Annotated in this window: 13 protein-coding genes; 7 read left to right on the plus strand and 6 right to left on the minus strand. The window is 46.9% G+C overall.

The features are described from left to right. The first annotated feature begins 1 nt into the window (after nucleotide 1). Nucleotides 2-1909 carry a thiol reductant ABC exporter subunit CydD gene (gene cydD / locus CXK86_RS05730; RefSeq protein WP_076251793.1) on the plus strand — a complete coding sequence of 636 codons (1908 nt, stop codon included), beginning with the start codon at nucleotides 2-4 and terminating at the stop codon, nucleotides 1907-1909. Between the two features lies 1 nt (nucleotide 1910). Next, nucleotides 1911-3848, plus strand: coding sequence for a thiol reductant ABC exporter subunit CydC (cydC, locus tag CXK86_RS05735; protein WP_083684525.1), 1938 nt, complete (start codon nucleotides 1911-1913; stop codon nucleotides 3846-3848). Between the two features lie 199 nt (nucleotides 3849-4047). Here the strand turns inward: cydC and CXK86_RS05740 are convergent, their stop codons facing one another. Further along, nucleotides 4048-5079 (minus strand): LacI family DNA-binding transcriptional regulator, encoded by a 1032-nt coding sequence (locus CXK86_RS05740; protein WP_076252206.1) that lies wholly within the window; start codon nucleotides 5077-5079, stop codon nucleotides 4048-4050. 480 nt (nucleotides 5080-5559) lie between these two features. Between CXK86_RS05740 and CXK86_RS05745 the strand changes: the two genes are divergently transcribed. From CXK86_RS05745 to CXK86_RS05755, 3 genes are all read left to right on the plus strand, one after another. After that, nucleotides 5560-6903 carry an ABC transporter substrate-binding protein gene (locus CXK86_RS05745; protein ID WP_076251791.1) on the plus strand — a complete coding sequence of 448 codons (1344 nt, stop codon included), beginning with the start codon at nucleotides 5560-5562 and terminating at the stop codon, nucleotides 6901-6903. Nucleotides 6904-7041: 138 nt separating this feature from the next. After that, complete coding sequence (locus CXK86_RS05750; protein ID WP_036613007.1) at nucleotides 7042-7935, plus strand: carbohydrate ABC transporter permease; 894 nt, start codon at nucleotides 7042-7044, stop codon at nucleotides 7933-7935. After that, on the plus strand, nucleotides 7935-8753 hold the full coding sequence (locus tag CXK86_RS05755) for a carbohydrate ABC transporter permease (RefSeq protein WP_074092669.1): 819 nt from the start codon (nucleotides 7935-7937) through the stop codon (nucleotides 8751-8753). The genes CXK86_RS05750 and CXK86_RS05755 overlap by 1 nt, the downstream gene beginning before the upstream one ends. Before the next feature lie 120 nt (nucleotides 8754-8873). On the opposite strand, the gene CXK86_RS05760 is transcribed toward CXK86_RS05755, so the two are convergent. The 3 genes from CXK86_RS05760 to CXK86_RS05770 all read right to left on the minus strand — a co-directional run bounded on the left by CXK86_RS05760 (nucleotide 8874) and on the right by CXK86_RS05770 (nucleotide 11366). Further along, nucleotides 8874-9833 carry an MraY family glycosyltransferase gene (locus CXK86_RS05760; protein WP_036613004.1) on the minus strand — a complete coding sequence of 320 codons (960 nt, stop codon included), beginning with the start codon at nucleotides 9831-9833 and terminating at the stop codon, nucleotides 8874-8876. A gap of 118 nt (nucleotides 9834-9951) precedes the next feature. After that, the gene (locus CXK86_RS05765) at nucleotides 9952-10767 is read right to left on the minus strand and encodes a hypothetical protein (RefSeq protein ID WP_076251789.1); all 816 of its coding nucleotides are present in this window, start codon (nucleotides 10765-10767) and stop codon (nucleotides 9952-9954) included. A gap of 281 nt (nucleotides 10768-11048) precedes the next feature. Continuing rightward, on the minus strand, nucleotides 11049-11366 hold the full coding sequence (locus tag CXK86_RS05770) for an ArsR/SmtB family transcription factor (protein ID WP_076251788.1): 318 nt from the start codon (nucleotides 11364-11366) through the stop codon (nucleotides 11049-11051). A gap of 391 nt (nucleotides 11367-11757) precedes the next feature. On the opposite strand from CXK86_RS05770, the gene CXK86_RS05775 reads away from it, so the two are divergent. Continuing rightward, nucleotides 11758-12147: a nuclear transport factor 2 family protein gene (locus tag CXK86_RS05775; RefSeq protein WP_047840828.1), complete on the plus strand. Its 390-nt coding sequence runs from the start codon at nucleotides 11758-11760 to the stop codon at nucleotides 12145-12147. A 197-nt stretch (nucleotides 12148-12344) separates the two neighbouring features. Further along, nucleotides 12345-12866 carry a hypothetical protein gene (locus tag CXK86_RS05780; RefSeq protein WP_083684522.1) on the plus strand — a complete coding sequence of 174 codons (522 nt, stop codon included), beginning with the start codon at nucleotides 12345-12347 and terminating at the stop codon, nucleotides 12864-12866. Between the two features lie 456 nt (nucleotides 12867-13322). Here the strand turns inward: CXK86_RS05780 and gntK are convergent, their stop codons facing one another. Further along, the gene (gntK, locus tag CXK86_RS05785) at nucleotides 13323-14873 is read right to left on the minus strand and encodes a gluconokinase (protein WP_076251786.1); all 1551 of its coding nucleotides are present in this window, start codon (nucleotides 14871-14873) and stop codon (nucleotides 13323-13325) included. A gap of 264 nt (nucleotides 14874-15137) precedes the next feature. After that, the gene (locus tag CXK86_RS05790) at nucleotides 15138-15965 is read right to left on the minus strand and encodes a carbohydrate ABC transporter permease (protein ID WP_036612996.1); all 828 of its coding nucleotides are present in this window, start codon (nucleotides 15963-15965) and stop codon (nucleotides 15138-15140) included. Nucleotides 15966-15983: the final 18 nt, after the last annotated feature.

Here is a 15983-nt window from a genome sequence, read left to right on the forward strand (position 1 = left end):
TATGGGACGGGGGCTGATGAAGCTGCCGGGCATCCGGCCGGTACTTGCGCTGGCCTCAGCGCTGGTGATGCTACAGGCGATGACGATCATTATGCAGGCTAAATGGCTAGCACAGGCCATAACGGCATTATTTGAAGGTTCATCCGTAACGGAGCAGTATCCTGTACTGCTGCTGTTCCTGGCTGCTTTTGCCGCCCGCTACGCCCTATCCTTCTGGTTACAACTCGTGACTTCACGATATGCGGAGAAGACAGGGACTGATCTGCGTAGACAGATGGTGGAGCAGTGGTTCAGACTTGGGCCGCGTTATGCCAAGACGGAGGGCACAGGACATCTGGTTACACTGGCACGTGAGGGAACAGCTCAATACAAGACGTATCTGGAACTATTTATTCCTCGCATGCTGGGCATAGGATTCACACCCATCGTCATTTTGCTGTATGTGTTCAAGCTGGATCTGATGTCCGGGGTTATTCTGATGCTGACACTCCCAATCCTGATCGTATTCATGATTCTGATTGGCCTCGCAGCTCAGCGTAAGATAGACGGACAATTCAGATCTTACAAAGCACTCGCTAACCATTTTGTTGATACCTTGCGTGGACTAGAAACGCTAAAAACATTGGGACAGAGCAAAACACATGAAGGGTCCATTCTGCGGGTCAGTCAGCGGTATCGGAAAGCAACGATGTCTACTCTGCGCATGGCTTTTCTTTCTTCGTTTGCACTCGATTTCTTCACCATGCTGTCCGTTGCTTCCGTGGCGGTTGGTCTGGGATTACGTCTGACGGAAGGGCATATGCTGCTTGGCCCTGCGTTGACGGTACTGATTCTGGCACCCGAATATTTCCTGCCTGTACGTATGCTAGGCGCTGATTATCATGCCACATTGGACGGTAAGGAAGCTGGAGCGGCTATCAACCAAGTGATTGAACGGGGGAAAGCTGCTGAACAGAAACAAAAAGAAGCCTATGCAAATGTTGTTGCGCATGCGGACATGGCAGAGGATGGGACGGGATCTGCATCATTGTCTTTGGGTAAAAGGAAAGCCGCTACTTCGACCATAAGTGTCGTGTTGAATGATAAAGCGGCTGCGGGGCATCTTGCTCCTGCTTCTGCTTCTACTACTCCTGAGCTTGTTTCTTCCTCTTCCTCGGTGTTCTCTTGGAATGAGAATAGTAGATTGGCTCTAACGGATGTACAGGTACGACACGATGATGAAGGTCCTTATTCGCTAAAGGATGTCACATTTCAGATCACGGGTCTTGGCAAAATCGGTATTATTGGCACCAGCGGAGCAGGCAAGTCCACGTTGATTGATGTATTGGCTGGATTTCAGCTTCCTACTTCAGGCCAAGTATTAGCCAACGGACAGCCTGTGACACAGGATATGCTTGAATCCTGGCGAAGACAGACGGCAGCTATCCCGCAGCATCCGTATATCTTCAGCGGAAGTCTGGCGGATAACGTTCGTTTCTACATGCCGGAGGCTTCGGATGCGGAAGTGGCCAAGGCCATTAGCGCAGCTGGATTAACCAAACTACTGTCTTCATTATCTGGTGGGCTGCATGAGCCTATTGGGGCTGGCGGCAGACAGCTCAGTGGTGGGCAGGAGCAACGCGTGGCGCTGGCAAGGGCCTTGCTTAGTAAACGAAACATCCTGTTGCTTGATGAACCGACAGCTCATCTCGATGTAGAGACAGAGTATGAACTGAAACAGACGATGCTGCCGCTATTTGAAGGAAAACTTGTATTTTTGGCTACCCATCGTCTGCATTGGATGCCGCATATGGATCGGATTATTGTCATGGATGGCGGCACAGTGGCAGAGACGGGAACACATCAGGAGTTACTGGCACGACAAGGCGTATATTATCAGATGATTCAGGCCCAGATGGAGGCGATATAAAATGAAGTCCGGATATGAGCATATGGAGACCGTCCGTAACGGAAAAGAAAAAAATAGCTGGATTGCTCCGTATGTGGCACAGTACCGCTGGAGATTCATCGCAGTTATTGCGCTGGGTACATGTGCTGCCTTGTGTGCGGTACTGCTACTGTTCACCTCCGGATTTCTGATCTCCAAGTCTGCGCTGCGTCCTGAAAATATTCTGATGGTGTATGTACCTATTGTTGGTGTACGTGCATTTGGGATATTCCGCGCCGTGTTTCGATATATCGAGCGATTGGCAGGACATGATGCCGTACTGCGGGTATTGGCCGATCAGCGGGTGAAGTTATATCGCATTCTGGAGCCGCAGGCCCTGTTCCTGCGTTCTCGTATGCAGACCGGGGATGTACTTGGAGCACTCGCCGATGATGTGGAGCGGCTGCAGGATATCTATCTGCGTACAGTCTTCCCCGCCGTTACCGCGCTCGTGATGTACGGTGGGGCTATGATTGCCTTTGGCAGTGTTGATCTGGGATTTGCGGTGTGGATGGGCTTGTATATGTTATTTCTCGTTGCCGTGTTACCTGCGATCTCCCTGAAAGTGACGTGGAAATGGCGTGTACGGCTGAAAAAGGAAAACAGCAGGTTGTATACCCGTCTGACCGACGGTGTACTTGGACTGGGAGATTGGCTTGCAAGTGGACGAGCGGCAGAGTTTGTTCAGCAGCAGGAAGAGGCAGAAGAACAGGTCGACACAGTTCGTCGCAAGTTGCGGCGTTGGACACGCTGGCGTGATCTGATGGCTCAGTTTGTCATTGGCCTGCTGGTGGTATCGGTTACGTTATGGGCCGGAAATGCCGCTGCTATTGGACAATTGCCTGCCGTGATGATTGCTGCTTTTGTGCTGGTGTTATTCCCGCTCACGGAAACACTTCTGCCTGTAGGGGATGCGGTGGAGCATCTTCCACAGTATCGGGAGTCGCTGGATCGCTTGAAACAGCTGGAAAGGAAAGGTTATCTTCCGGTGCAGAATGGAGTCGGTGATGCGGATGGAACGGGCGAATCGATCTCTGTAGTGAAAAACGGCAATGTGATGGCCGGACAGACATCGGAGTCCTTGCCAGCTGCGAATGTTATCCCGGACAGACGAATTCGTCTTCGCATTCCACCCAAACTCAGAGCAGACATCGAGATTAATCTCGTAAGTTATCGTTATGCAGCGGATGATTCCTACGCCGTACAGGACGTATCCCTTCATCTGCCACAAGGCAAACGATTAGCTATTCTTGGACGAAGCGGCGGCGGCAAATCAACCTTGTTGAAACTGATTCAGGGGGCATTGCTTCCATCTGCGGGGAAAGTTCTGATCAATAATATGCCTGTGCAGACCTTGGGTGAGAGTGTCACTGATGTCATCGCAGTACTGAATCAGAGCCCACACCTGTTCGACACCACGGTAGCCAATAATTTGCGGATTGGTCGTCCACATGCAACGGATGAGGAGATTCGTCAGGTGGCCGCCCAAGTAGGGTTATCCGGTCTAATCGAATCTTTGCCGCAGGGATATGATACGCCAATGCTGGAGACGGGCCTGCGTTTCTCCGGTGGGGAAAGGCAACGGATCGCTCTGGCCCGGGTACTGCTTCGGGAGACACCTGTTATTATATTGGATGAACCAACCGTAGGGCTTGATCCGGTGACGGAACGCGAACTGATGCGGACTATCCTGGGTAGCTTGCAAGGCAAAACGATGATCTGGGTCACCCATCACCTGATTGGTGCGGAACAGATGGACGAACTTATTTTTATGGAAAATGGAAAAATTGCCATGCAGGGTTCTCACGAACAATTGCTGGCTGGGGAAGAGCGATACCGCCGTCTCATCGAACTTGATCGACCCGGATGGTCTGACTTGCAGACAGTAGAGGGCAAGCTGCCTACTGCCGCTTCCAGATAGCAGGAACTTTCTCGGCAAATGGGAGCGGATAGCGTGTCTCAGGTACATTAAAACAAATAACACAAACAAGGGATGTCACTTGTCATATTCATGACTTATGGGACATCCCCTTTTCGTTTCTTGATGTGGAGTTTTATGAAAAATCGCTATGTCTATGATGTGAATTGATCTGCAGCAGCCAGTCCCAAGGACTTAACGCTCAGATTTCCTGTGCCAGCAGCATGGCTGTGCCACAGGATTGACGCACAACCAGTTCCGGCTCTACTTTAATGCAACGATTATCCATTTGTTTGTTCATCAGATCAAACAGAATCATGGCAGCAAGGCGTCCAATTTTGTCCGTATCCTGCTTGACGGTTGTTAGCGGTGGATCGGTATAACGGCAGGCTTCGATGTCGTCACAACCTGTCACAGCTATATCTTCTGGAATGCGTAACCCCACTTCCTTAAAGGCGCGAATAGCTCCAAAGGCAAGTAGATCTGTGGCTGCAAACACGGCACGTGGCAGAGTCTTGCAGGCGAGCATTTTCTTGGCCGCTTCGTATCCATCCGCTGCGGCATAATCTTTGCTGTATACAACCCACTCGGGCTTTTCATCAAGACTAAACTGATTTAGTGAACGTTTGAAAGCCATCTCTCTCTGTTGCATCACAAGAGAGGCGCGCTCCAGCCCGATAAAACCAACATCTCGATAACCGTTCATATAAAATTGTTCTACAACTTTGGTTGAGATCTTATCGTTATCGGACATGATGTAACAGGAGCTTTGTCCTGTTAGCTCGATATCTATTCCGATACAAGGAATCGGGCTGGCATCCAGGTCGAATATGCTGCTCTCGACCTCATCCCCCGCAATAATAATACAGCCATCCACTTGAAAATACTTGGATCTCGCCAAGTAGTCCTCACCCTGATCCAGAAACTTCTCATTCGAGAAGAAGAGTAGATCGTATCCAAGCAAGCCAATTTGTTTCTTAAACGCATTGATAACCTGTACGAAGAAAGGGTGGCTGAAATCCACGTTCAGCTTCCCTGCAAACACAACGCCAACGAGGCTGGATTTTTTGGTTGCCAGTGTTTTGGCTGAAGAAGATGGACGATAGCCTGTCTCTTCCATAATTTTAAGCACTCGCTGGCGCGTTTCCTCGCTAATATCTGGATAGTTATTAATAATCTTGGACACCGTGGCTACAGACACGCCGGCTAAACTCGCTATCGTTTTGATATTCATAAACATCCCTCGGATTCCTAAACTGGTTTCGTAAACTGGGGCTGTATCGGTTTTTTCGCTTTCTTGCAAGTATTCTATGCTACATAGACCGGAGAGTCAACAGCAGAGAGAGGGTTTCACACTTGAAATGATATGCATCCATAGGTTTGAAGTGATCAAGGAGGTTTGTCGCGAAAATAAGGACGAATTTTAGCTCGTAATCTTAATTATTTTACAGATTTTGAGTCCATTTAAAGGAATGCCGGGTTGTCTGGGGCTTAAATGAAATTATGTCATGTGCTGTGTTTCGTAACTATCGTAAAGGGTACCTTGATTTCAACGTATACAGCAATAAATAAAGCTTTTATCAAGCGTGTTAAAGCATGGAAATCAAAAAAACAAAATGACTATTTACAAAATAAAGATCTGAAGTCATAATAAGGGTGGAATTAACGAAACTGATTTCGTAGATTTAATTCAAAAATTTGGGGGACAACGAAAATGAAGAAAATGACTTTAACCATTGTACTTGTAACCGTTTTATTATGTGTGCTCGCCGCTTGTAGTAACAGCTCTTCGGAATCAGAAGGAACTCAGGCTACAGACAGCAGCAAAAAAGTTACCTTGAAGATCATTCACTGGCAGCAAGAGAATATTAACAACTACATCAAAGAGTTTAATACGAAATTTGAAGCGAAATATCCGGACGTAAAGGTGGAATATACTACGGTTCCGGCAGACGCGACATACGATCAGTTGATGCAAACACGGATGAACGCCGGAAGTAATGGGGACGTAGATATCATTCCACTCAAATCAAGCTTTGTAGGCGCTCCGCAGGAATGGTCCAGTGGTGCTGCTGATCCGATGTGGAAGCAATGGATCGATGCCGGGTTAATCAGTGATCTGTCTGATCAATCTTTTATCAAAAACTACAATGAAGCGGATGTACAGAACGCAATGACGTATAACGATAAGGTGTACGGTGTAAACATGGGCAAGGTGGCATTCACAGGACTGTTCTACAATAAGGAACTCTTCGCAAAATATAATCTGGAAATCCCTACAACCTGGGATGAATTGCAACATGTTATCAAAGTGTTCAAAGACAATGGTGTCGAAGCGCTGGGTCTGGCGGGTAAAGATGTATGGCCAATAGGTCTTGCGGTGCAAGGGCTTCAGGCCTCTATTCATGAAGATCAGCTTGCTTATATCAAAGGTCTATGGACTGGTGAAACCAAGCTGACTGATCCGGTTCAACTTGAAGTCTTGCAGAAATCTCAGGATCTGATGAACAATGCAATGCCTGGTTTCATGGGTATTGACTACGGAACATTGCCCAGTTTGTTCGCTACAGGCAAGGTGGCTATGATTGCTGACGGCACTTGGGATGCAACAACAATTCAAACGGCCAACCCTGATCTGAAGTTTGGATATTTCCCAATTCCAGGTAGCAATGATGCAGCCAAGAACAAAAATCTGGCGGGTAAATACGATATGACCTGGATGGTGGTGGATAACTCACCGAACAAGGATTACGCAATGAAATGGCTTGATATGTTATCGGAGAAAGAGAACTACACGGAATTTGTGAATGCAGCCGGCTTCCTGCCTACACAGCCTGATGTGGAGATGACAAGTGAGTTTATCCAAGGCATTCAGCCTTACCTGGAGGACTTTAAACTATCTTGGGATCAGTTGTTCATTAACCGTCAGAATGTAGGACAGTACATTTCGGAGGCCAGCGTTCACGCAGAGATGCTCAAGCCAGCCGGACCGATTGCAACACCGGAAGAGCTTGCAGGTAAATCCCAAGCGGACTGGGATGCTGCTGCTCCAAAGTAATTCATAATCATTCATATTCATGGCACAAGTTGGCCGCATGCGCCGGAATAGCGCTCGGGTCTGAGCCTTCAGGCCAGACAAGGCTGTTATTCCGGTTTTCTTATGTCTTAGTTTTACCCCATGAAAGGTGTGAGGACGATGTATCCGTTTGGGAAAGGTAAGGCAAGACTTATTCCTTATCTGTATTTGAGCATTCCGTTGTTACTTTATGTCGTGTTTGGCTTCGGTCCATCACTTGTGACGATACTGTTTTCGTTTACAGATGCTACTGGTGTTCGGGGCCAGGAATGGAGCTTTATCGGCTTTGAAAACTATAAAACATTTTTTGGTGCATCCAATGCTGGAGACCGAATGGATGCTATTGGGCGATCCTTATACTTTGCGTTTGCTGTTGTGATCATACAAAATGCAGTGGGTTTGTTTATAGCGATTTTGATCAATAAAAAGCTTAGAGGCGATAAATTATATCGCGCGGTATTCTTTTTGCCAGTGGTGCTGGGGGTTACTGTGTCTGGACTCATTTGGCAACTCGTTGCAAATCCGCTGGGCGGACCAGCCCAGTCCTTTCTGAATTTCTTGGGTACCAGTTCCAACTTTTTTGGCGATTATAATATTGCCTTCGAATTGATTATTTTTGTTCAAATCTGGATGTACATGGGTTACTCCATGACGATTTTTCTTGCAGGTCTGCAGTCTATTCCGAGCGATCTGTATGAGGCGGGTTACATGGATGGTGCTTCGGGATGGAAAGCATTTACGAACATTACATTCCCCATGATTGCTCCTGCATTCACGGTTAACATGCTCTTGTCTATCATAGGGGCATTGCAAACCTTTGATATTATCTATGTACTTACAGGCGGCAAGTTCAATACAACGACGCTTGCGTTTGATGTTTATGCTACGGCATTTGGCACAGGAACGGCTGATTACGGTTTGGCTTCTGCTGTGGCGATGATTCAGTTCCTCTTTGTATTTACCATATCGATGGTCGCTTTATTTTACCTTCGCAGAAGAGAGGTGGAAGCGTAATGAAACAGAGCCAAACGTCCAGAATGGTCAGCTACGTTATCGTTCTGCTCATGCTTGCGTTGTACGTTTTCCCTCTATTCTATCTGTTCAATGTATCCATGAAGACACAGACAGAGTATCTGCTCGATCCTGTAGCTCTTACTGAAGGGATCCGGCTTGAGAACTTTTCCGAAGCATGGAACAAAGGGAACTTCTCTCAGTATATGTGGAACAGTGTGCTCTATACAGGGATGTCCACCCTGCTGACGTTGATTTTATCTATATTTGCTGCATTCCCGCTCGCACGCAGATATGTTAAATTCAGCACACTCATTTATATTTTCTTTCTAATTTCCATGTACCTTCCCAACCCGCTCATTCCGCAGTTTTCCCTGATCAATAATCTGGGTCTTTACAACACCCAAATCGGTTACATCTTATTGAAGACGACAGGTACGGGCATTGCCTTTCTCATGTTTGTGGGTTATATCAAATCAATATCGCGTGAACTGGATGAGGCCTCTGCCATGGACGGGTGCGGGTATACAAGGTATCTGTTCACCATCCTTGTTCCGTTAATGAAACCAATCCTGGCAACAGGTATTATTCTTACCGCGATTGGTGTATGGAACGATATTATCGGGCCGACCATTTATTTATCTGATCCGAATTATCAGCCGGTAACCAAAGGACTCTTTACATTTTATGGACAGTACATGAACAACTGGCCGCTGCTCGCGTGTGGCATTCTGATTGTTACCTTGCCACTGGTTGTCCTGTACGTTGCTTTGCAACGTTTCATTGTTGGAGGTGCTATGGCAGGGGCTGTTAAATCGTAAGTTAGAATCACTCCGCTTTAACTGAAAAGAAAAAAAGGCAAGCGATCCAAAAAACATCATAAGAAAGCCACCCTCAACGCAATGAAGGTGGCTTCTATTATTTTCATCGTTATTTTGGTTTTATAACTCCACTAACATCAGAATAATGGAGGATAGACACAGACATGTGCTGACTAGATACAGCACACCCACCACCTGATTTTGATTCAATCCGGCACGCAGCAACCGATAATGAGCTTGACTTGCATCGGCCTGATAGATCGCTTTACCTTGAATGAAACGTTTGATAACGACAAAGATGTTGTCGAAGATCGGTACACCCAGCGCCAGAATCGGAATGAAGATGGACAACATGGTTGCTTGTTTGAATGCACCATCCAGAGCGATAACCGCCAGAATGAAGCCAAGGAACGTAGCGCCTGCATCACCCATGAACACTTTGGCAGGAGCTTTGTTGTACTTCAGATAACCAATCGTTACACCGACTAGAATGATCGACATGAGTGCGGAATCACTTTGACCTTTGGCAAGCGCCACGATGAACAGGGTAATTGCCGAGATGGCCGATAACCCGCCAGCCAGTCCGTCCATGCCGTCCGAGAAGTTGATGACTGTTGTCACCCCGAAGATCCACAGGATCGTGAGAATGAATTGCAGCCAGATCGGAAGCATGACATATTCCGCGTTGAAGGGATTCACAAATCCGGTGAACGCAATGCCAGAAGCAAATACGAGTACTGCCGCAGAGACTTGTACGAGCATTTTGGGCAGGGCAGGAAAATCTTTGCCTTTTGTTTTGTACCAGTCGTCGACGGTACCAATCGTTAGCAGAAGCATACCACCAGCGACCAGAGCCGCTGTTTCCCATGTGATTTCTTTTGTCAGAGCAATGTATGTCAGGAAAAATCCAGTAAATATCGCGTAACTCGCCGTGAGCGGGATAGGTTGCCTGTGTAGCTTACGCTCCACATCTTCCCGAGGCTTGTCCACAAAATCGAGCCGGTGAGCCAATCGACCAAGCGGTGGAATAAGCAGAACCACGACAGCAAAAGACACTATAAAAGCCAGTATGTATACCATAAACTCGCTTGTTTCACTCCCATCTACCAATTTCCCCTTATTATACGAGTTAAACAGGAAATCTGTCGATGTCATTATTGTAACCAGACGTACGCAAAGGTGAGCAAAAGTTCAGGTTTTATTGCATGTGAGGAAGATAGGAGCCGAAATAATGTTTTACGGCTTCTGTATGATATCCATCATCACCTTGCCAGGTTGCTGCAAAGATGAAATCGCTGGAACCACCTTTGCCTTTTCGCGGTTTATCTCCAGGAACCAGTATGCCTGCTGCAGCCCAGATTTCCAGCAGGGCATCCCGCTCCTGTTTGCTGGAAGGGAAGAGATCCTTCCACTTTTTCTCAAGTGAGCGAGCACTGTCCTTGGGGTCTTCCGTCTGAGCTGCTTCAAGCAGGTTGACCAGGATGGCTTGGTCTTCAGGGGTTACTTCATAGTTCGCATCGTTGTCCTGAAGCAGTAATTCCAGATCCATCAGGCAATAGATAAGCCAGCCGTGACGCACGCCGCCCCACTTAATCCGTTCAAAATTAAGGACGTTTAAGTCGACATTGGAATATGCCTTGTCTGACTGCAAACGCAGGAAGTTACAATCTCCACAGGCACTGGTGTTAGGGTGAAGGGCAGGGCGTTCCGCATAGGTGTGTAAAGGCATGTTCGATGTTAAAGCCCAGCTGGATAATGCGCTGCGCAGATAGACTTTTTTGGTGGACAGACTATGTAGAAATGCCGAAATCACCCGTTCCTTGAACGAGTCATCCTGATGCATGTCGTATAGACGCTGGACAATCTCGTCATGCGTGATCGTGAGTGGATCGAACATGACACCTTTGCTTTTGGCATATTCAAATTCATCTCCAGAGAAGGGTGGAGAGGTTGTTTTCCAGCCACCACCTCCCCAGAAGGTGCTCAGCAGTATCTTTGCTGCCTTTTTGTCCATATGGTTAGCCTCCTTTATGGGAATTGCAATTATGATGAATGTGATGCTTTGATCTATAAGATTTGAACTAAAGAGTTTTTATCCTTGCCACTTCGATGACAGAACAATCTTCCGATCGCTGTTATCCCCCGAATTTTCGATTTACTTTTAAAAGGTGAAATTCTGGTGATAGCGTATGCTTACGATGCAGCTTTCTTGCAGAAAGCTTTTAGCTCCGCTTCTTCAGGTTATTTCTGCCCTCTACGTTCTTGTCTAAAGGGTTAATTCAATTTATCTAGGGCCTATGTTACGTATTCCTCGTTTGTATTCAGAATCATGTCGACGAGGCCTGGAAAACGTACGTTTAATTCTTCCTTTCGTAGGGAATAAAAGTGCTGTTTACCTTCAATGCGTGGCTGGATCACGCCAGCTTCACGTAAAATTTTGATGTGATGGGACAACGTGGATTTGGAAATATGGTCAACTTCGAAGGCGGAGCAGTTTTTCTCGCCAGAACTGGCCAGACAGTGTGCAATTTTCATGCGGATCGGATCGCCCAATGCATTGCAGACCGTGGTCAGCTTCAGTTCCGAAGCCATAGGTATCGTTGGAGTTCTCATATCTATGACGTTAGCATATTCGGCTTTCTCTTTCAATGTTTGAAAAATATCGAACTATAGAAGTTGAACTGTAACTATTACACTTGTTTACTCCGATTGCGGTACCATCTTTCGATCGCTCTTATCCCCAGATTTTCTTTATTCCCTTGGTCCAAGGGAAAAATCCGGTGATAGTGTATGCTTCCGATGTAGCTTTCTTTCAGAAAGCTTTAAGCGCACGCTTCGCTTCTTCAGATTGGTTCTGCACTCTCCGTGTTAGTGTAAAAGTCGGTCTCAACTTATATATTTCTTGCAGGCAGTATAAGAAGTATGATACATTTCTTTTCAATTAGTTCGAAAATATTCGAACTGAAAGATTGGAAAACGGCTTTTTATTCTAGGAGGAATATAAATGAGTACTATGAGTACCACTACACTGTTGAACAACTATTTCCGTTTATTTGATGCTTCACGTACAGACGAGCGCGCCATGCAGGACTTATTGTCTCTGTTTACACCGGACGCAGAGATTGTACTTAACGGCACCAGCCGAACGGGATTCGACGGTTTTATGAAAGCTTTCTACGAGTACAATAAGGATGTAAAACATATGTGGGACGCGTGGGTGCAACAGCCTGACGGCAGCTACCAAACGAACTGGGCGGTATGCGGACAAGCGGCAGACGGAACGGTATATGCCAAAGCAGGCATTGATATCGCACGTGTAAATGATGCGGGACAGATTGTGTATCTGGAGAATGTACAGGCCGACCAGAATGCGTTCAGCAAGTATAATCAGTAATTAAAATCTAGGATTTCAGTTCTATAGTTGTTAGAAATCTGAATCAATAAAAGATAGGAAACCTTAACTCCACCGCTTTTTCATGCTGTGGGGTTTTGTTATACCCAACATGCTCAATCATTCTTTTTAGGGTAGGATTAGAATAAAGGGATGAACGTTATAATTCTTATTTGTTGGAATAAAGAGGAGTGAACTACATGAACGAAGTTGGGAACCGAAACGTCATGGAACCTTTAGAGGTCATACCGATGGTCGGTATTGGACCATTTAAGTTGGGAATGAGTAAATCAGAGGTAGAAGAGATTATTGAGTGCATCACCCCGGAGATTAGTCAGCTCTACAACCAAATGGAGTATGATTCGGAACATAAACTCTATTTCATTGAAGTAACTAATCCACACGATTATCCACCTGATGAATCTGATGTTGTCCTTACATATGATAATATTGATGTTTTTCGAACAAAGGCTGATGATCTCGTTAAGCTAATAGATAGTAAGACACCATATACTCGAGACATCGATGCGGAGTTGGGATTTTCTTTTATTTTCAAAGACATCCAATTGGCTTTGTGGAGACCTAGCGTGATGACCGAAGAAATGATGAATTCAGTTGAGTTTCTGACAGAGTTTACGCCAGAGAATCAGGAACTGGAAAAGAGGTTTTTCTATTTTAGGACGGTTGCTGTGGCGGCCCCTGGATACTTTAATAGAACATAAAGGGAAGCTCCAAGTATGATGAGAGATAAATTTGATCCAATCTAAATAGAGTTTATATAGTCTGTGCATGAAAAAAAGCCCATTCCCATATGGACATAACCATGGCGGGGTGGGTCTCTTTAACTTACGGCATCTCGTATTAATTCTAACGAACTGTACACATGCTATTGGAGGGTAACTGGCAAAAGTAATTTTCTAACGAACCACAGACACGTTAATAGGCTACATATTAGGTTCTAGAGCAGTTTTGTGCCCATGTAAGCCGATATAAGGTGGCTCAGGTTCGTTAGATTTTGAAAACATGCTAAAAGCTTCATATAAGACGTCTACGATTCGTTAGCTATTCCATGCTCAACTTTTGACCGTCCAACGTGTTGCAACATCCTAGGCTTTTAACCTTCTAGCCCTCACACCGTCCCGTTCTCTGGTTATCCTGCATGCCGTCCCACGCCTTCCCTACCCTTGCATCGTCTTATTCTGAAAAGCAGCGATATCCGCATACTCTTCTTCAAACTTACGGGAGATGCGGATGAAGATCGGGAGCAACTCCCGATAAACGCGGACACTGTCCGGGTTCGGCTGGTGCCGATGTGTTGATCCGATCATGCCGGAGACGGCACTTAGGGAATCGATGCGGCCAAGGGCGTACAAGCCCAGTACGGCTGCGCCGAGACAGGAGCTTTCGATACTTTCGGGGATGATGACATCCTGATCGAAAATATCGGCCATCATCTGGCGCCACAACTCAGAGCGGGCGAAGCCGCCTGTGGCCTGGATTTTTTTCGGTCGGCCAATCTTTTCTTCGATCGCCAGCATGACCGTGTACAGGTTAAACAACACACCTTCGAGCGCAGCGCGAATCATATGTTCCTTCTTATGATGTAGCGTCAGGCCGAAAAACGAACCCCGTGCATTGGGATTCCAGAGCGGAGCCCGCTCACCTGTCATATACGGATGGAACAAGAGACCTTCCGAACCCGGAGGTACGTTTTCTGCGACACGAGTGAGCACTTCATATGGATCGATGCCAAGTCGTTTCGCAGTCTCCACCTCGGAAGCTGCAAACTCGTCCCGAATCCAGCGGAAAATAACACCGCCATTGTTCACCGGTCCGCCAATGACCCAGGCATCCTCCGTGAGCGCATAACAGAAGAAACGTCCTTTTGGATCGGTCACCGGTTTATCTACGACTGTACGAATCGCTCCACTGGTACCAATGGTCACGGCCACGACGCCTGGATCAATGGCGTTCACGCCCAGATTGGAGAGCACACCATCACTGGCCCCGATAACAAACGGTGTGGTGAACGCAATGCCCATCTCCTTGGCGTACTCCGGGTGCAATCCATGTTTCAGCACATGTGTGGTTGGGACCAATCGGGACAAGTGTTCCGGCGTAATGCCCGCCACATGCAGTGCTTCTGCATCCCAGTCGAGTTTCTCCAGATTCATGAGTCCGGTGGCGGAGGCCATGGAGTGATCAATGACGTATTCAGAAAATAATTTATAGAAAACATATTCTTTCATGGATATGAATTTGTGCGTCTGTCTGAACAATTCAGGCTGATCCCGGGTGAGCCACATGATCTTGGTGAGAGGGGACATCGGATGAATCGGCGTACCTGTTCTCAGATAGATTTCGTGACCATTCATCTCCGATTTGAGTACTTCCGTCCACTCTGCACTGCGATTATCTGCCCAAGTCATGGCCCGCATCAGCGGTGTGCCCTGTTGATCGACTGGCAGAATGCTGTGCATGGCCGAACTGAAGGATACAAACAGGATGTCCTCTGGCTTCACTCCCGCTTTGGAAGTGGCTTGTTTAACGGACTCGATGACTGCTTTGAAAATATCTTCCGCATCCTGCTCCGCAATCGCAGGTGTGGGGGTGTGCAGCGGATAATCGGCACTGCCTTGAGCCACAATGGTTCCATTCTGTTCGAACAAGACGGCCTTGGTGGAGGTCGTGCCAATATCTACGCCGATCATATAGGGTGAAGAAGCCATTTTGTCATCCCTCTTTCTTAAATATATAAGTGAAAGAATGCTGTTACACGTTAACACTTCGGGTACAGAAAGCCTTCCGATCGCGTAAATGCGAAGCATATGCTTTCGAAGTAGCTTTCCTCTGGAAAGCTTTTAACTCCATTTCTTCAGGCCCTTTCTGTCCCTTCGTGCACGTGGCGCTATTCATCCAACTTATATGGCATCTGTTATTTCAACTATAGATAAGAATATCAGACTTGAGGGACGGATCAAAATGCCACAATCTTAGTCCTTCACCGCCCCTGCGGCAATATCCGAAATAAACTGACGGCTGATGAACAGGAACATAACGATGAGTGGAATGACGGCAAGCAACGTACCAGCGATAACCATTGCATAGTCTGTGTTATACAGTCCGTTTAATTGAGACAACGCAATCTGCAACGTATACTTGCGTTCATCCGTCAGGACGATCAAAGGCCACAGATAATCATTCCATACGCCGATAAAGGTGAACGCGCCGAGGAAAGCAAAGGCAGGTCGCAGAATTGGCAGCGCTACGTTCCAATAGAGTCGGAAGAAATTACAGCCGTCGATGCGGCCCGCATCCAGCAGATCGTTCGGAATCGACTCTGTGGCATACTGGCGAATCCAGAAGATACCGAAGGCGTTCACCATGCCTGGAATAATGAGAGCTTTGAAGGAACCGACCCAGCCGAACGTAGCCATGAGCACGAAGGAAGGCACCAGCGACAGCTGGGAAGGTACCATCATGGTAGCAAGCAGCAAGATGAAGAGCCACTTTTTGCCGGGAAATTCAAACTTCGCAAACGCAAACCCCGCCAGTGAGTCAAAAAACAGTACAAGTATGGTCACGAGGCCCGACACAAACAACGTATTCAGAAAAGCTCCCCAGAAGTCAATCTGCTGTAACACCCGCGTAATATTATTCCACAATTCGCCCCCGAACCAGAGCTGGGGTGGAAACTTGTAGATATCGGACGTTGTCCGGGTAGACATTACAATCAGCCAATAGAACGGGAACATGGATATGAGCATGCCCCCGATAAGACCGGTATACAACACCAGCGATTTGAGGTGTTTGGTCGCCATGTGCGCTCCCCCTTATCA

The organism is Paenibacillus sp. BGI2013 (assembly GCF_002843485.1).
Lineage (GTDB): Bacteria > Bacillota > Bacilli > Paenibacillales > Paenibacillaceae > Paenibacillus > Paenibacillus amylolyticus.

Coding starts and splice junctions, on each gene's coding strand:
- cydD (WP_076251793.1), top strand. CDS start 2: ATGGGACGGGGGCTGATGAAGCTGCCGGGCATCCGGCCGGTACTTGCG.
- cydC (WP_083684525.1), top strand. CDS start 1,911: ATGAAGTCCGGATATGAGCATATGGAGACCGTCCGTAACGGAAAAGAA.
- CXK86_RS05740 (WP_076252206.1), bottom strand. CDS start 5,079: ATGAATATCAAAACGATAGCGAGTTTAGCCGGCGTGTCTGTAGCCACG.
- CXK86_RS05745 (WP_076251791.1), top strand. CDS start 5,560: ATGAAGAAAATGACTTTAACCATTGTACTTGTAACCGTTTTATTATGT.
- CXK86_RS05750 (WP_036613007.1), top strand. CDS start 7,042: ATGTATCCGTTTGGGAAAGGTAAGGCAAGACTTATTCCTTATCTGTAT.
- CXK86_RS05755 (WP_074092669.1), top strand. CDS start 7,935: ATGAAACAGAGCCAAACGTCCAGAATGGTCAGCTACGTTATCGTTCTG.
- CXK86_RS05760 (WP_036613004.1), bottom strand. CDS start 9,833: ATGGTATACATACTGGCTTTTATAGTGTCTTTTGCTGTCGTGGTTCTG.
- CXK86_RS05765 (WP_076251789.1), bottom strand. CDS start 10,767: ATGGACAAAAAGGCAGCAAAGATACTGCTGAGCACCTTCTGGGGAGGT.
- CXK86_RS05770 (WP_076251788.1), bottom strand. CDS start 11,366: ATGAGAACTCCAACGATACCTATGGCTTCGGAACTGAAGCTGACCACG.
- CXK86_RS05775 (WP_047840828.1), top strand. CDS start 11,758: ATGAGTACTATGAGTACCACTACACTGTTGAACAACTATTTCCGTTTA.
- CXK86_RS05780 (WP_083684522.1), top strand. CDS start 12,345: ATGAACGAAGTTGGGAACCGAAACGTCATGGAACCTTTAGAGGTCATA.
- gntK (WP_076251786.1), bottom strand. CDS start 14,873: ATGGCTTCTTCACCCTATATGATCGGCGTAGATATTGGCACGACCTCC.
- CXK86_RS05790 (WP_036612996.1), bottom strand. CDS start 15,965: ATGGCGACCAAACACCTCAAATCGCTGGTGTTGTATACCGGTCTTATC.